Annotated in this window: 19 protein-coding genes; 16 read left to right on the top strand and 3 right to left on the bottom strand. The window is 55.5% G+C overall.

Going from position 1 to position 13,400, the window contains the following annotated elements; translation table 11 throughout:
- The first annotated feature begins 114 nt into the window (after nucleotides 1-114).
- The 13 genes from RBB80_RS23535 to RBB80_RS23475 all read left to right on the top strand — a co-directional run bounded on the left by RBB80_RS23535 (nucleotide 115) and on the right by RBB80_RS23475 (nucleotide 9,352).
- Nucleotides 115-870: a flagellar hook-basal body protein gene (locus RBB80_RS23535; protein WP_433964761.1), complete on the top strand. Its 756-nt coding sequence runs from the start codon at nucleotides 115-117 to the stop codon at nucleotides 868-870.
- A 44-nt stretch (nucleotides 871-914) separates the two neighbouring features.
- Complete coding sequence (locus RBB80_RS23530; protein WP_433964760.1) at nucleotides 915-1,547, top strand: flagellar hook-basal body complex protein; 633 nt, start codon at nucleotides 915-917, stop codon at nucleotides 1,545-1,547.
- 62 nt (nucleotides 1,548-1,609) lie between these two features.
- Nucleotides 1,610-1,702 carry a flagellar basal body rod C-terminal domain-containing protein gene (locus tag RBB80_RS23525; protein WP_433969834.1) on the top strand — a complete coding sequence of 31 codons (93 nt, stop codon included), beginning with the start codon at nucleotides 1,610-1,612 and terminating at the stop codon, nucleotides 1,700-1,702.
- 6 nt (nucleotides 1,703-1,708) lie between these two features.
- Entirely contained in the window at nucleotides 1,709-2,248 is a 540-nt protein-coding gene (locus tag RBB80_RS23520; protein ID WP_433964759.1) for a flagella basal body P-ring formation protein FlgA, read from the top strand.
- Between the two features lie 144 nt (nucleotides 2,249-2,392).
- Complete coding sequence (locus RBB80_RS23515; RefSeq protein ID WP_433964758.1) at nucleotides 2,393-3,082, top strand: flagellar basal body L-ring protein FlgH; 690 nt, start codon at nucleotides 2,393-2,395, stop codon at nucleotides 3,080-3,082.
- Nucleotides 3,083-3,167: 85 nt separating this feature from the next.
- Nucleotides 3,168-4,271 (top strand): flagellar basal body P-ring protein FlgI, encoded by a 1,104-nt coding sequence (locus RBB80_RS23510; RefSeq protein ID WP_433964757.1) that lies wholly within the window; start codon nucleotides 3,168-3,170, stop codon nucleotides 4,269-4,271.
- Nucleotides 4,268-4,594: a hypothetical protein gene (locus RBB80_RS23505; RefSeq protein ID WP_433964756.1), complete on the top strand. Its 327-nt coding sequence runs from the start codon at nucleotides 4,268-4,270 to the stop codon at nucleotides 4,592-4,594. The genes RBB80_RS23510 and RBB80_RS23505 overlap by 4 nt, the downstream gene beginning before the upstream one ends.
- A gap of 40 nt (nucleotides 4,595-4,634) precedes the next feature.
- Nucleotides 4,635-4,943, top strand: coding sequence for a flagellar biosynthesis anti-sigma factor FlgM (flgM, locus tag RBB80_RS23500; RefSeq protein WP_433964755.1), 309 nt, complete (start codon nucleotides 4,635-4,637; stop codon nucleotides 4,941-4,943).
- Nucleotides 4,944-5,191: 248 nt separating this feature from the next.
- On the top strand, nucleotides 5,192-6,400 hold the full coding sequence (gene flgK, locus RBB80_RS23495; RefSeq protein ID WP_433964754.1) for a flagellar hook-associated protein FlgK: 1,209 nt from the start codon (nucleotides 5,192-5,194) through the stop codon (nucleotides 6,398-6,400).
- The gene (locus RBB80_RS23490; protein WP_433964753.1) at nucleotides 6,325-6,603 is read left to right on the top strand and encodes a flagellar basal body rod C-terminal domain-containing protein; all 279 of its coding nucleotides are present in this window, start codon (nucleotides 6,325-6,327) and stop codon (nucleotides 6,601-6,603) included. The genes flgK and RBB80_RS23490 overlap by 76 nt, the downstream gene beginning before the upstream one ends.
- Before the next feature lie 49 nt (nucleotides 6,604-6,652).
- Nucleotides 6,653-7,555, top strand: a complete 903-nt coding sequence (gene flgL, locus RBB80_RS23485) for a flagellar hook-associated protein FlgL (protein ID WP_433964752.1) — start codon at nucleotides 6,653-6,655, stop codon at nucleotides 7,553-7,555.
- Between the two features lie 481 nt (nucleotides 7,556-8,036).
- Nucleotides 8,037-8,951, top strand: a complete 915-nt coding sequence (locus RBB80_RS23480) for a carbohydrate porin (protein ID WP_433964751.1) — start codon at nucleotides 8,037-8,039, stop codon at nucleotides 8,949-8,951.
- The gene (locus RBB80_RS23475; protein WP_433964750.1) at nucleotides 8,948-9,352 is read left to right on the top strand and encodes a carbohydrate porin; all 405 of its coding nucleotides are present in this window, start codon (nucleotides 8,948-8,950) and stop codon (nucleotides 9,350-9,352) included. The genes RBB80_RS23480 and RBB80_RS23475 overlap by 4 nt, the downstream gene beginning before the upstream one ends.
- Before the next feature lie 122 nt (nucleotides 9,353-9,474).
- Here RBB80_RS23475 and RBB80_RS23470 read toward each other — a convergent pair whose 3' ends face one another.
- On the bottom strand, nucleotides 9,475-10,227 hold the full coding sequence (locus tag RBB80_RS23470; RefSeq protein ID WP_433964749.1) for a CAP domain-containing protein: 753 nt from the start codon (nucleotides 10,225-10,227) through the stop codon (nucleotides 9,475-9,477).
- Nucleotides 10,228-10,302: 75 nt separating this feature from the next.
- Between RBB80_RS23470 and RBB80_RS23465 the strand changes: the two genes are divergently transcribed.
- A complete protein-coding gene (locus RBB80_RS23465) occupies nucleotides 10,303-10,479 on the top strand; it encodes a TOBE domain-containing protein (protein ID WP_433964748.1) in 177 nt (58 codons plus the stop codon).
- A complete protein-coding gene (locus RBB80_RS23460) occupies nucleotides 10,476-10,727 on the top strand; it encodes a TOBE domain-containing protein (protein ID WP_433964747.1) in 252 nt (83 codons plus the stop codon). Before RBB80_RS23465 ends, RBB80_RS23460 begins: the two co-directional genes overlap by 4 nt.
- 116 nt (nucleotides 10,728-10,843) lie before the next feature.
- On the opposite strand, the gene RBB80_RS23455 is transcribed toward RBB80_RS23460, so the two are convergent.
- Complete coding sequence (locus RBB80_RS23455; protein WP_433964746.1) at nucleotides 10,844-12,229, bottom strand: cytochrome P450; 1,386 nt, start codon at nucleotides 12,227-12,229, stop codon at nucleotides 10,844-10,846.
- Between the two features lie 178 nt (nucleotides 12,230-12,407).
- Entirely contained in the window at nucleotides 12,408-13,082 is a 675-nt protein-coding gene (gene tmk / locus RBB80_RS23450) for a dTMP kinase (RefSeq protein WP_433964745.1), read from the bottom strand.
- A 104-nt stretch (nucleotides 13,083-13,186) separates the two neighbouring features.
- Here tmk and RBB80_RS23445 point away from each other — a divergent pair, with 104 nt between their 5' ends.
- Nucleotides 13,187-13,342, top strand: coding sequence for a hypothetical protein (locus RBB80_RS23445; protein ID WP_433964744.1), 156 nt, complete (start codon nucleotides 13,187-13,189; stop codon nucleotides 13,340-13,342).
- Nucleotides 13,343-13,400 lie beyond the last annotated feature (58 nt).

Raw genomic sequence — 13,400 nt, 5'->3', positions numbered from 1 at the left:
CTGGTCTGGTTGTTGTATCGGCAGATCAACCGCAACCTTGAACGATCCTCCTCCTTAGCGCTTTCTAACTATCGCCTCTCTAACTTCGGCCACCCAACTGCATAAGCTCGTGGCATGGACAGCGGACTCTACGCAGCATACACAGGACTCCTGGCTCGCACGCAAGCGCTCGATACCGCGGCCAACAACCTGGCCAACGCAGGAACCTCTGGCTTTCGTGCCCAGCGCGACTACTTCAGTGGGGTTCTTGCAGGCGGCATCGATCAAGACCCCGAGACAGCATCCCAGGTCGGCCAATCCGTAAACGGCTTCGGAGTCTTAGGCGGAAACCGACTGGATCTCGGACAGGGAGAACTGAAAGCCACCGGCAATCCGCTGGATCTGGCCCTGGAAGGTCAGGGATTCTTCGCCATCCAGACCTCCAACGGCATCCGGTACACAAGAGACGGAGCTTTCTCCCGCTCTCCCAAAGGAGTGCTCCAGACAAGCCAGGGAGAGCCAGTGCTCGATGCCAATCTCAAGCCCATCACCATCCCAACAGGCAACATCTACGTGTCACCCGATGGGAGCATCTCGGTCTCAACAGCAGACGGCAGCGTAATTGTAGGCAAGGTTGGAGCCTTCGATTTCTCAGATAAATCAGATCTTTCCGCCGAAGGTTCTAATCGATTTTCAGCGAATGGAGCAAAGCCCATTGCTGCGAATGTCTCGATAGAACAAGGCTCGGTAGAAGGAGCTAATGAAGACGCCGTTCACGGCACGATGCAACTGGTGCTGGTGCAACGACAGGCAGAGATGATGCAAAAAGCGCTAAGCGTATTCAACAATGATTTCGACAAAACGGCGTCAGAAGATCTTCCTCGGGTTTGATCAAAAGTCCCATATCTCAGAGTCCTCGAAACAAGGAGCTTGAAATGATTCGTGCACTGTATACAGCCGCAAGTGGAATGAGCGCCCAGCAGACAAATCTGGACACCATCGCAAACAACCTGGCGAACTCAGGGACTGCGGGTTTCAGACAGCGCCAAGTTCAATTTGAAGACATGATCTATCAAAACCTAGTCACACCTGGATCCGCCGAGACACAGCAGACTCTTTCAGCTGGCTTGCAGGTTGGTCTTGGTACCAAGACAGCGGCCAGCGAAGTAATTATGACGCAGGGCGATCCTAACAATACCGGCAACCCATACGACCTCGAGATTCAAGGTGCGGGATTTTTCCAGGTTTCTCTTCCCGACGGAACCATTGCTTACACCCGCGCTGGGAACTTTCACTTGAACAGTCAGGGTACGATTGTGACCTCTGCCGGGGATACGATCTTGCCGGCGATCACGATCCCTTCTAACGCTACTAATGTTGTGATTTCTCAATATGGCGTCGTAACGGCAACGCTTCCGGGACAAACAAACGCTGCGCAGCTTGGGACTATTCAGCTAGCAACTTTCCCTAATACGGGTGGCCTCAGTTCCATTGGCAGTAATTTATTGCAACAGACAGCATCTTCGGGCAATCCCATTACGGACACCCCCGGGGGACCAGCGGAATAGGAACACTGCAACAAGGGTATCTAGAAAATTCAAACGTTGATGTTGTCGCAGAATTCGTGCAAATGATTCTGGCGCAACGTGCCTACGAGAGTAACTCAAAAGTCATACATGTCGCCGATGACATGTACTCGCAGATTAACGGTCTCGTTCGGTAGACCGCCATGTTCGATACCTTTTCAGTATTCAAAAAGATCGGCAAAAGTTTTTTTGTCCTGGTGCACGGAATATGGTTTGCCAACACAGCTCTCGCAATCTGTTATAAAACGCCAATTGATGCGATAGCGGGGGACGTCGGGAGTTCATCGTATTCGATATTGAAGGACGGTGGTTATCGGGTGGCGAGAATTCAGTCCGATCCGGTGTTGCAGCAGAGTTGGGCGATGATTATTCATTGCGGTCATCCGGGATGGCCCGCGGTCGCTCTTCCATTGCATGATTCAATTCTACCGATACAACTTAGAGAGCAGGAAAGTCCAAACAATATTCCGGCTTCTGTCGTAATTCGTACCGGCGAAATTGTTCGGCTTTGGAGGCAAGAACGCTCCTTGCGGATTGAAGTCGCCGGCATCTCAGAAGGGAATGGCGGATTGGGCGATCTCATAAAAGTGCGACTCTTGCGCAGAAGTACAGACGACCAGACGACAGCGGAACAATTCTCCGGCATTGTTCGAGGGCGGTCTGATGTGGAGATGAAACCATGAGGGGGATCCCAGGGATGAGTTCAATTAGTAGCTTCATCCAGAAGCCAGTGATAGATAAGATTCAAATCTCTACAAATCAACCGTCTTCGGTGTGGTTCGACAAAAAAATCAGATAACTTCGCAGCGACAATCGTTGTCCTGGTGATGGTATGTTTGACCCTTCCCTTGTTACAGGCACAGACCGAAGCGATCCATAAGTTGATTGAACCGAAGCCTAATGTGGCTGCGGCGTCCTTGTCTTCTTATCTGGAGAGAGTGCGGGCGGAGAACTCTAACATCCAGCCTGCACCGGGATCTATCTGGACTGACAGTGGAAGGCTAACTCGAATCAACACGGATGTGCGGGCTATGCGGCCACATGATCTGATTTCGGTCGTAGTCTCCGAGAGTCTCGCAGCGTCGACGGACGGCACGGTGAAGAACTCGCGAGCGTCCAATGCCAACTCCTCCATCTCCGGTCTAATTGGCACACTGCATGCGGGTAACGCTCTGCAAAATTTGATCAACCAAACGTCCTCATCTGGACTTAACGCGCAGGGAACAAGTGCAACCAATTCGAGCCTGAGCACCACTTTTGGAGGACAAGTGATAGAGGTTCTTTCAAATGGGATGCTCGTGATAGAGGCAGCTCGACAGGTAGAGTTCAGTCAGCAGACGCAGACGATCGTCTTGAGGGGACTGGTCCGTCCCGAGGACATATCTCAACAAAATCAAGTTCTATCGACAGCCATCTCTAGTCTGGAGCTTGAAGTGCGCGGGAAGGGGATTATCAACGATTACACCCATCGTCAGAACCTCTTGGTTCGTCTTCTACAAAGGGTGTTGGTTTTTTAGTGAGGAATTCCATGCATATTGCCAACAAGCCAGGACAGTTAGAGTTAGATGAAAACCACCCAAGACTTCCGATCTCCATCTTTGCATGCCTATTGATTTTTTTATTGTCTCGGCTCGGTGCGCTCTCCCATCAGATGCGACGACATCTACGTCAAGGCAGGCGCGCGTTAAAGATGTCGCTTCAATCGAGGGTATCCGTGACAATCAATTGGTTGGATACGGAATCGTTGTCGGTCTTCAAGGTACCGGCGACAGTCAGCAAACGACCTTTCCCGCTCAAACATTGGCGTCAACGTTGCTCCGCATGGGAGTCAGCGTACCAGCATCCGCGATTAGGGTACAAAATCTTGCGGCAGTCTTTGTTTCCGCCACGTTGCCACCCTTCGCTCGTCCAGGCACCAAACTGGATATTACTGTCTCCTCGGCGGGTGACGCGAGAAGCCTCGAGGGCGGACTACTTCTAATGACTCCCCTCTATGGATCGGACGGAAAAATATATGCACAGGCGCAAGGACCATTGGTAGTAGGGGGATATTCGATCAACGTTAATGGAAATGTAAAACAATACAATCACCCTAACACCGCAAGAGTCCCGTTCGGTGCGATGGTTGAACGCGGCGTCCCGCTGGATTTGGAAGGGAAAAAGCAATTCTCAATATTGTTGAACGATGCCGATTTTCGCAGCGCAGAAGCGATGGCCCTCGCGATTAATCAATCGTTAGGACGACCTGCGGCACACGTTCTCGATAGCCGGAGGATTGATTTGCTGGTGGCCGTGGGTGAAGAGGTTCCAGCGCTGTTGGCTCAGGTTGAGTCGATAGAAGTACCTGTCTTTCCTCGTGCAAAGGTGGTTGTCAACGAGCGTACAGGAACGGTGGTTATTGGCGGAACCGTCGTCTTGCAGCCGGTGTCTATCCTTCATGGTGGATTAGCTGTCAACGTGGTGAGCGAGTTTCAGGTATCGCAACCAAGTGCATTTTCCTCAGGTGGCACGACGCAGGTCGTGCAGCAGACGAGAGTCGATGCGCAAGATAAACCGGTCAACCGAATTGAGCTGAAGCAGGGAGCTACTGTGGACGACCTGGTCCGAAGTCTCCAGACGATCGGAGCCTCAGCGCGGGATGTGATCTCGATCCTTCAGGCGATGAAGTCTGCGGGTGCACTGGAAGCGGAGATTGAAGTCCTATGAAAATAGATTCAGATATTTCAATCCTGTCTGCTTCTGACGTACAAAGACAGAAACAGATCAAGTTAGTGGATGCCTCACAACAATTCGAAGCGACGATGTTACAGGAACTGTTAAAGCCAATGCAGCATGGGCAAAGTAGTTGGGGAGAAGAGGAGAAGAATGACGACTCTGCTTCCGACACGATGAGCAGCTTCGGGACGGAGTCTATCGCAAAAGCCATATCGAAGGGTGGCGGCTTCGGGATCGCTCGGAGCGTAGTCAAGCAGATCACTCAAGAGCATCAACAACACTCAGAAAGAAAATCTTCGGGTACTAAAGTTTGAGGGTTGGATGTCGATATAGTCATGTAGACGGAGGCTCATCATGAGCTATACAAGTGGAATTGGCAGTCAACAGACAGCCAACGCGGTCGTTCCATCTGAGGCGCAGCCGGTTGTAAACGTGAACGCATCTGGGACCGTGGCCGACAAATCTGAAGCACTTCGCGCAAATGTAGGACGCGCGGACGATATGGCGTTGAGTTCAACGGGGAGCCTCGTACTTCAGTCTCTTGGAGCTTCAGATACGCGAACTGCGAAGGTTTCATCTTTGCAGGAAGCGATCGCCGCTGGAAGGTACACGGTGTCGTCGTCAGACGTGGCAGACAAGATCATACGGTCCTTGCTGGAATAAAGATGGCAATTGATCAAACAGTGGCTGACGTAGTCGATGAGACGATTAGCGATCTCGCCATTCTGGATCTGAATAGACTGCGAACCCTGGATGAGCAGATCTCAGCACTCGCAAAATACAGCATTGTATGCAGCAGAGGTAGTCTAAGTTCAATTTTTGCAAAGAAGCATTTGCTCGAACTTATTCTTCAAAATTGTGAGTCGAATCTGGCTACACTTCACCCTACACGGGAGAGACACGAGAGACCAATGGGCACACTAACCTCATTATTGAATATAGCCAGCGAGGCATTACTGGCAGATCAGGCTGCACTGAACGCGACCGCCAACAACGTTGCGAATCAACTCACTCCTGGTTACACGCGCGAGGTCGTAAGTTTCCAATCAGGGGATTCAGTCACTCTTAGCGGGACGTTCCAGAGTTCAGGCGTCACTGCTACCGTTTCGTCTCAGAGGGACCGCGTCCTTGAACAGCGTGTACAGCAGCAAACACAGACCACGGCGCAGAGCGCAGCGCTTCAAACTGCTTTACAGCAGGTTGAAAACATATTCGGCTTGACCTCGGCTTCAACAGGGTCGGGGGCCGTAGCGTCGTCTCAACTTGGCACCGCGATCAACGGATTCTTTAGTTCTTTGTCTTCCCTGGAGGCTAGTCCGTCAGATACAGCAACGCGACAGAAAGTACTAACTGCGGCGACCGTCTTAGCCGGCGCATTCAATAGCGCATCGAGTCAGCTTTCGCAGATATCGACCAGTCTTAATCAGCAGGTCAGCGGTGACGTTAGCCAAATAAACTCGCTCACATCTTCGATAGCCACTCTTAATTCCAAGATCGCCAGCAACAGCCCGAATGGGGATGCCGGCAGCCTCGAAGACCAGCGGCAAGAGGATATTGATCAACTGTCGCAGCTCGTCGGGTTGGACCAAATTTCAACCTCCCAGAATGGCATCTCTCTGACAACGAGCGGCGGTGCAGTTTTGGTTAGTGGTGATCAGTCATTTCAAGTGAGCACGACACAGGTAGGAGGCAACACGGACGTGCTGGCAGGGGATCCTCCTCAGGACGTAACCTCAAACCTTAGCGGCGGAGACCTGGGTGGTGCTTTGCAGGCGAGGGATCAGTACTTGCCGGCTTATTCAGCGGCATTAGATAACTTAGCCTTTTCCCTTGGAACTGCAGTAAATCAGCAGAACGAACTGGGAGTAGACAGTAGCGGAAATCCAGGGCTGGCGATCTTCAGCCTGCCGGGGAGTGCGACTGGTTCTGCTGCATCGATCGCGGTTTCTGCAACCTCTCCTGGCGCCGTAGCGGCTGCCTCTGCTGGAGAGGGTCTTCGGGCAACGGCAATGCTACTACTCTTGCCGATCTTTCCACGACGAATGTGGTTGGGACCCAGACGGCTACAGGTTTCCTCGCATCGTTCCTCGGTCAGGTTGGCAGCGATGCTTCGGGCGTAACCACGGAGAATGCAGCACAGCAGGCTACGCTCACTCAACTGACGTCACAACGCAACTCGCTCTCGAGTGTGTCTTCCGACGAAGAAGCATCCAATCTCACGCAATATCAGCGCTCCTATCAAGCGGCGTCACAGGTGTTCTCGATCGTTGACACCTTGATGGCGAGCGCAATCAATCTTGGTGAACAAACTACAGTGACCTAGTAGTTCACGGCACTCTTCGACATAACTAAATACCAATCAGGAGCTCATCTTGCGAGTAGATCCGACTTATCTCAGCAGCCTTACCGGGGCACTCAACCAGTCCAGCTCCATGATCAACAACCTTACGTCCGAGCTATCAAGCGGATTGAGTATCCAATCTCTTCAGGACAATCCGGTTGCTGTTGCGCAAAGCACCCTCCTGGCGAGTCAGATCGAACAAACGGACACGTTCGTTCAGTCAGCTACCGGGGTGGGATCGATGATGCAGGTTGCCGACTCGACTCTGGGCGATGTGGTGAGTCAGATCGATAAGGCGCTCTCGCTCGCGGTGGAAGCCAACAACGGAACGCAGAACGCATCGAACAACGCCAGCGTTGCTCAATCGCTCAGCGGAATTCTCAGTGAGGTGGTCTCGCTGGCGAATACCAGTTATCAGGGGCAATATCTGTTCAGCGGTAGCCAGGGGTCCGTTCAGCCTTTTACGCTCAATACCGTCGCCATTCCACCGACAGCTACCTACGCCGGCGACGCCAATGTGCAAACCGTCGAAGTGCCAGGCGGACAAAAGCTTCCAATCAATCTGCCGGGCTCCTCTGTCTTCGGTTCGGGAAACACCGGCATTATGGGCGCTCTGAGTCAATTGATCGGCGATATTTCGAGTGGCGCCTCGACCGCGAGCCTCTCGACCGATACGGCCGCGCTCACCACCGCCCTTGGTCAACTGTCCGATCAGCGGCAAACACTCGATAGCTCTTTGAGCCGGCTCAACTCCGCCAGTACCTTTGCACAGACCAGTGAAAGTCAGCTTGTGGTGGCGCAGGGCAGTCTGGTCTCCGCAAATCCGGCGGTAGTGGCGACGCAACTGTCGTCTGCCGAGACTCAACATCAGGCCTTGCTCAGCGTCATGAATACTCTGGCAAACCAACAAGACCTCTTTCAGCTCATGAGATAAGCGGATTCCGGCAGTTTGTCCCGCTGCTCCAGGATGCGAGCAGTTCATTGGCCGCATAGGCGGGACGTCTGCTGATCATTCCTTTTGAGGACTGGACTTGTGGACTCCCTACCTCCTCGTACCCCTTACTGATAAAGTATCTGTTTTCATGCGTTTGCACTGTAGTTTGAGTGCAAGGTATTGATTGTAAATAACTTAGATCTAAACTATTCGATTCAGGCAACTTTTCCTTCGAGATTCGTCTCCTGTTTCTATGATACGCGTTTGAACAGGGGTAATACGCCAAACCGGGAATGCTCTAAAGGGTGCGTGATTAGCCGGTTTTGTGAGGTGTCTGAAGATTTGAGGGCTTGACAGAATCTTCCGCTTCCGGGGAAGACGGGTGTGGCGGCTTTGCGTTGTCAGCCACATTCGTGACGCCAATGATGTTGGCGTCGCATCATTGTTTCTAGTTGTAAGAGGAACTTCGGTGAGGAGTGGTGTGGACGTCAGGAAGCACGTACGAAAGATTGTTACGTTGGTCCTGATGGGAGCTTCCACTGCTCTTGCAGGGCAGATTTCGGAGCCGGTGAGGCCGGGAGCCACCTCTGAGACCAGCCAATATCAGCCTCAGGCTGAACCGGCTATCGTGAGGCCGCTGCCGAAGTTCGCGCAGGAGTTGGACTCTGCTTCGGCGGCACTAGGAAAGGTGCCGGCGGACCCTCTCCTGGAGACCGATCCGCTTGGCTTCGCTACGAGAGCGGCTGACAAGGGGAGTAACTGGCTCGAAGGCGCTGCGCGACTCAGATTCGGAGCGACGTATACGTTTCTGAATCAGTATGCGACGGTGATTCCTGATACCGCGCGGCGACATGACCAGTTGAGCGGGCGGCTGGATTTTACCGGGAACTGGGTCGTCTATGACAACGAGAGTACGGCCGGTTCGATTGGACTGCTTGTACGCTCAGGTACGAATATCGGGATGAGTCAGCAGTTCAACCTGAGCGATCAGATGGGGTCGGGAATCTTTTTGAATTGCCTGCAGGGCGGTGGGGCGCAGCGGCCAATTAGCTTGAACGTCCTCTATTGGCGACAGGATTTCATGCATAAGAGGCTGTCGTTTTATGCGGGCAAGCTGCATCCGAATCAGTTCGTCAGCCTGAGCTTTTTTAACAACGATGAGAGAACGCAGTTTCTGAATGGCGAGAATGACGGCAACCTCGCAGTTGCATCGGACGGGACGTATGCGGGCGGGGGAGCGGTTGATTTCCAGATCACGCACCATCTCTATATGCACGCTCTGGCGATCGATACCATAGGTTCGCAGCAGACGGGGATCGGGACGCTTGCTGACAAAAAATATCTCGAGGGGTGGAGTTCGGCTGGTTTGCTGGTGCGCCCGGTAGCCGATATTTGAAACTGCGCGCTGGAGTGTGGCGTGACGATACGAAGAATCTAGGGAGCGGGCATGGTGTAGGCATTGGCTTCGATCGGGAGTTTTCGAGCGGGTGGGCACCGTTTGGACGGTATGGCTTGGCGACCGAGACGGGAACGGCGATAAGGCAGACGGACTCGCTCGGACTGACGAACGTGCGACCGTTTGGCCGCCGGGGCGACATGTTTGGTGCAGCGTTCAACTATATCCAGCCGAACCATACGGGAAGACGGCACGAGAGCATCTTTGAGACGTTCTATCGGCTGCGGTTGACCAAGAGTATTGAAGTGGGACCTGACATGCAGGTGTCGATTCACCCGATGTATGCAGCGAAGGCGTATACCAGCGTGCTGTTGAATGCGAGGATGCGGATTATCTTTTGAAACTAAGTGCGCCCTGCGCGGGCGGCGGTCACTTCGTGACTTGTATACCCCTTCGGTTGGCGCTCCCGTCGGTCGCGATTAGATAGATTCGGCCGACCGTCGGTATATACCTCGCGAGTGACTTAGTAGAGAAGGACGGCTACGTTGTAGGTGGTGAACTGCGGGTTGGGTTGTTTGCTGGCGCAGACTCCTACTTCGGCTGAGGTGTATTGGCCGGTGGCGATTGCACGGAGGAGAGCGTCTGGCAGGATGGTCGGGTCGGGGCCGTCCCATTGAACGACTAGTCTTGGAGAGCCAGCGGCGCCGCGTGGCATGGCGCAGGTTTGACGCGCGTCGGCGTTGGATGGAGCGGGGGCGATGCCGTGGGATTGCAGGGTTTGGGCTACGCGTTTTTCGAGGCCATTGAAGGACTGGACGGGAGCGCTGTGGGAGAAGTCCTCGACCGCGATGAGGAGGCCCTGGTCTGGTATTACTGCGATGCCTACTGCGTTGAGATTGGGGTCGAGGATGTTGGCGCGGTGGGTGGGGGTGCTCATCCAGGTTTGATGGAGTGTGACCGGGTCGGGGCCGCGGCCGATGTTTTCAGCGATGGTGGTGAAGTGTGCTCCGGCCTGGGCGCCGCGAGTGGTCATGTCGGCTTCGCCTGGGTACTGATGTTGTAGCTCGCCTTGCTCGTGCAGGACTCGCTGAGCGTGGACTCTGGCGGCATGGGCCAGGTCGCTGTCCCAGTGGATGGGAGGAAGATTGTGGGCGGCTCTGGTTTGATTGGTCAGCTGGAGGATGGTCTGCTCGGCGCGGGAGGGGAGCGTTTGAGCGATAGCGGTAGAGGCTGCGAGGGACAGAGCAGATAGGAGGAGGTATCGGGTTTTTTGCATGTGTTTGTTGGAACCCTTGGTGTTGGGGATGGTTGGCTACGTGCGCCGGGTACGATGGTGATGAGGAGAATGTACATGAAGACAAGCGCGCGGAATACTCTGGCGGGAACGATTCGCAGGATCACAAAGGGTGCGGTGAACTCCGAGGTTTTGCTGGCGACCTCGGGTGGCGATGAGATAGCCGCGATCATTACGAATGGCAGCGTGGATGCCATGGGATTGAAAGAGGGGATGAAGCTTATGCAGTGGTGAAGGCGAGCTGGATCATCCTCGGGAAAGAGTTGGATGAGAGCAAGATCAGCACTCGGAATATTCTGCGTGGCGTGGTGGAGAGTATCCATGAGGGCAGCGTGAATGATGAGGTTTCGATCAGGTTGCCGGGTGGAGAGACGTTGACGGCCGTGATCACCGATGGGAGCCTGCGTCATCTGGAGTTCCATCTGGGCGAGAAGGTGTGTGCCGCGTTCAAGGCTTCCAGTGTGATTGTTGCGGTGGATTGATTGCTTGTCCTGCCGGACGGGCTCCCTGCGCGGGAATCGGTCACTTCGTGACTTTTGTACTGGTCTTGGTTGGGTAAGGATCCGGGCCCTCCCGTTGGTCGGGAGGTGCGTTGGTGTTAGCGGGGGATGATCTGCATCATGAGGGGGTCGCGCGGGCGGAGGGTGATCTTTGCCTGGACTTCAGGTGGTGCGGAGCCGAGGTAGGTCATGCGCCAGCGCTGGGCGAGAGTGGCGATGCTGAAGACACCTTCCATCCAGGCGAAGCTCTCGCCGATGCACTGGCGGCTGCCACCGCCGAAGGGAAAGTAGGCGAATTTGGCGCGGGCGGCTTTGTTCTCGGGAGTGAATCGGTCGGGGTCGAAGCGGAGCGGGTCGGGGAAGTATTGGGGGTCGCGGCCCATGATGTATTGGCTGAAGAAGAAGTGCGCGCCCGACGGGATGTTGTAGGGGCCTAGCGTGACGGGTCGGGTGGACATGCGGCCCATCGCCCATGCGGGTGGGTAGAGGCGCATGGATTCGGCGAAGACTTGTTCGGTATAGCGGAGGGCGGGGTAGTCGGCGAGTGTGGGGAGACGTTGGGCGGGGCCGGTGCCCAGGACGGCACCTAGTTCGGCGTGAAGTTTGGCTTCGACGGTTGGATTTTGGCTGAGGAGATACCAGGTCCAGGCCAGGCCGTTGGCTACGGTTTCGTATCCGGCGAGGAAGATGGTGAGGACTTCGTCGCGGACCTGCTCGTCGGACATGCCGGTTTGCTGGGTGGTGGGGTCGTCGGACTCGTATTTGCTGGCTAGCAGCATGGAGAGGAGATCTCCGCCTGTCTTTTCTGCTTCGCAGGATTCGGCGTGGGCGGCGGCTTCGCGATGCTCGCGAATGAGACGATCGACGACTGCGTCGAGGCGGGCTTTGGATCGGCGGAACTTCATGATGCCGGGGATGGGGAGGTGGATGAAGGACTCTATTTTGGGGAAGGAAACGATGAAGTTGTAGAGGCCCATGATGGTGTTGACCTCGTCGTTGATGCTGCGGATGTCGGCAGTGACCTCGGTGTTGAAGAGGGTGCGGGCGACGATCTCGAGCGAGAGCTGCATGCTGGCGGCGGCGATGTTGATTTGTTGGTAGGGGCGCCAGGATTCGCGCTGGTGGGCTGCGCAGGCTACGATCTGGTCGCCATAGGCTGCGATGCGCTGGCGATGGAAGGCGGGCGCGGCGATCTTGCGCTGACGCATGTGGATGGGATCGTCGGAGGTGATGAGGCCTTCGCCGAGGAGGAGTTTCATGCGCCGGACGGTTCGCTCTTTGACGAAGCTGGTGGCCTGGGTGACGAGGATCTCGCGGATGTACTCGGGATCGTTGATGAAGACAATGGGTGTGCCCAGGAAGCGATAGCAGGCGATGTTGCCGTAGGTCTTGAGGAGGTGCTCGAAGAGGAGGATAGGGCTGCCGAGTTTGACCCAGGGCTTGAACGCGTAGAAGGGAAGTGAGCGCTTGAGGCCGGGAGGCATGCGACCTTTGCCATCGTTGTCCAAATGCTTGATGGAGGCGGCGGGTTCGGGTGGGGCGTCGAGAGTGGGGGAGGGGTATTCATCGCATCGCCTTGGCGGCCTGTGTCTTTCTTAGACGAGGAGAACACAGTCCGGGGGCGCGAGGGTAGGGGCGTTGACGCGGTGGAAAGAAGCGGGATCAGGCTTCGGCGTGGTCGAGTCGAGCGCGGACGATCTCACGGATGATCTCTTCGATGTGGTCGATGGAGGCGTCTTCGCGGATGACGGAGACGCGGTGGGGTTCGCGGGCGGCGATCTCTTCGTACTTCTCGTAGATGCGGCGGTAGAAGTCGTCGGACTCGCGTTCGAAGCGGTTTTCGTCGGTGCCTTGCTTTTCGACGTGGCGCTGGTTGCGGCGGCGGGCGCGGCGGAGGGAGGATTCAAGCGAGGGGAGGAGGAGGAGGGTCAGGTCGGGCTGGAGGTTGTCGCAGGCGGCGGCGTGCATGGCAAGGATGCGCTCGCTGCCGAGTTGCCGCCCTCCACCCTGGTAGGCCTCGGAGGAGTCGGTGTAGCGGTCGCAGAGGACGATGGAGCCGGCGGCGAGGGCGGGGCGGATGACCTCAGCGATGGATTGGGCGCGGTCGGCGAACATGAGCGCCATCTCGGCTGCGGGAGCGATGGGGCCGAGGGCGGCTTCAGAGCGGGAGTCTAGTAGGATGCTGCGAATCCGGTCGCCGAGAGGAGTGCCTCCGGGTTGACGGAGGGTGATAACGGTGTGGCCTCCAGCCTCGAGCGAGGTGGCGAGGCGGCGGAGCTGGGTGGTCTTTCCGGAGCCGTCGAGGCCTTCTAAGGTGATGAAATATCCGCGCGGCATAACCTTCAGCTTATCGCAGATGGAAGAGTCGGCATCTTACTGGAGAGGCGGCGCGATACGGGCTCGTCACGTCTTGTCGCAGGCCGCAGGGATCGGAGGGTGAAATGCTTACCATCATTTTTCTTGCCGTGATCGTCGCACTGTTAGCTCTTGGCGGAGTGTTCGCTTTTATGGCGAAGGATCAGAAGCGCAAGGGTCAGAGTGGGGTGGCGGGAACTTCTGCCGAGGCTACGCAAGGACGAGCTTCGGGATTAGATTAGCGGTGCCTCTTGCAGAAGGTTGACGTTGAAGGGGTTGCAAATTGAGATTCACAACGCC

The organism is Tunturiibacter gelidiferens, assembly GCF_051013345.1.
Taxonomy (GTDB): Bacteria; Acidobacteriota; Terriglobia; order Terriglobales; family Acidobacteriaceae; genus Edaphobacter; species Edaphobacter gelidiferens_A.
This window is presented reverse-complemented; position numbering and strand designations above follow the sequence as displayed.

What these genes read in the sequence shown, in the direction of transcription:
- RBB80_RS23470 (WP_433964749.1), bottom strand. Translation starts at nt 10,227, where the DNA reads ATGCAAAAAACCCGATACCTCCTCCTATCTGCTCTGTCCCTCGCAGCC.
- RBB80_RS23510 (WP_433964757.1), top strand. Translation starts at nt 3,168, where the DNA reads ATGCCTATTGATTTTTTTATTGTCTCGGCTCGGTGCGCTCTCCCATCA.
- tmk (WP_433964745.1), bottom strand. Translation starts at nt 13,082, where the DNA reads ATGCCGCGCGGATATTTCATCACCTTAGAAGGCCTCGACGGCTCCGGA.
- RBB80_RS23520 (WP_433964759.1), top strand. Translation starts at nt 1,709, where the DNA reads ATGTTCGATACCTTTTCAGTATTCAAAAAGATCGGCAAAAGTTTTTTT.
- RBB80_RS23535 (WP_433964761.1), top strand. Translation starts at nt 115, where the DNA reads ATGGACAGCGGACTCTACGCAGCATACACAGGACTCCTGGCTCGCACG.
- RBB80_RS23525 (WP_433969834.1), top strand. Translation starts at nt 1,610, where the DNA reads ATGATTCTGGCGCAACGTGCCTACGAGAGTAACTCAAAAGTCATACAT.
- flgK (WP_433964754.1), top strand. Translation starts at nt 5,192, where the DNA reads ATGGGCACACTAACCTCATTATTGAATATAGCCAGCGAGGCATTACTG.
- RBB80_RS23515 (WP_433964758.1), top strand. Translation starts at nt 2,393, where the DNA reads ATGGTATGTTTGACCCTTCCCTTGTTACAGGCACAGACCGAAGCGATC.
- RBB80_RS23455 (WP_433964746.1), bottom strand. Translation starts at nt 12,229, where the DNA reads ATGCCTCCCGGCCTCAAGCGCTCACTTCCCTTCTACGCGTTCAAGCCC.
- RBB80_RS23530 (WP_433964760.1), top strand. Translation starts at nt 915, where the DNA reads ATGATTCGTGCACTGTATACAGCCGCAAGTGGAATGAGCGCCCAGCAG.
- RBB80_RS23465 (WP_433964748.1), top strand. Translation starts at nt 10,303, where the DNA reads ATGAAGACAAGCGCGCGGAATACTCTGGCGGGAACGATTCGCAGGATC.
- RBB80_RS23445 (WP_433964744.1), top strand. Translation starts at nt 13,187, where the DNA reads ATGCTTACCATCATTTTTCTTGCCGTGATCGTCGCACTGTTAGCTCTT.
- RBB80_RS23505 (WP_433964756.1), top strand. Translation starts at nt 4,268, where the DNA reads ATGAAAATAGATTCAGATATTTCAATCCTGTCTGCTTCTGACGTACAA.
- flgM (WP_433964755.1), top strand. Translation starts at nt 4,635, where the DNA reads ATGAGCTATACAAGTGGAATTGGCAGTCAACAGACAGCCAACGCGGTC.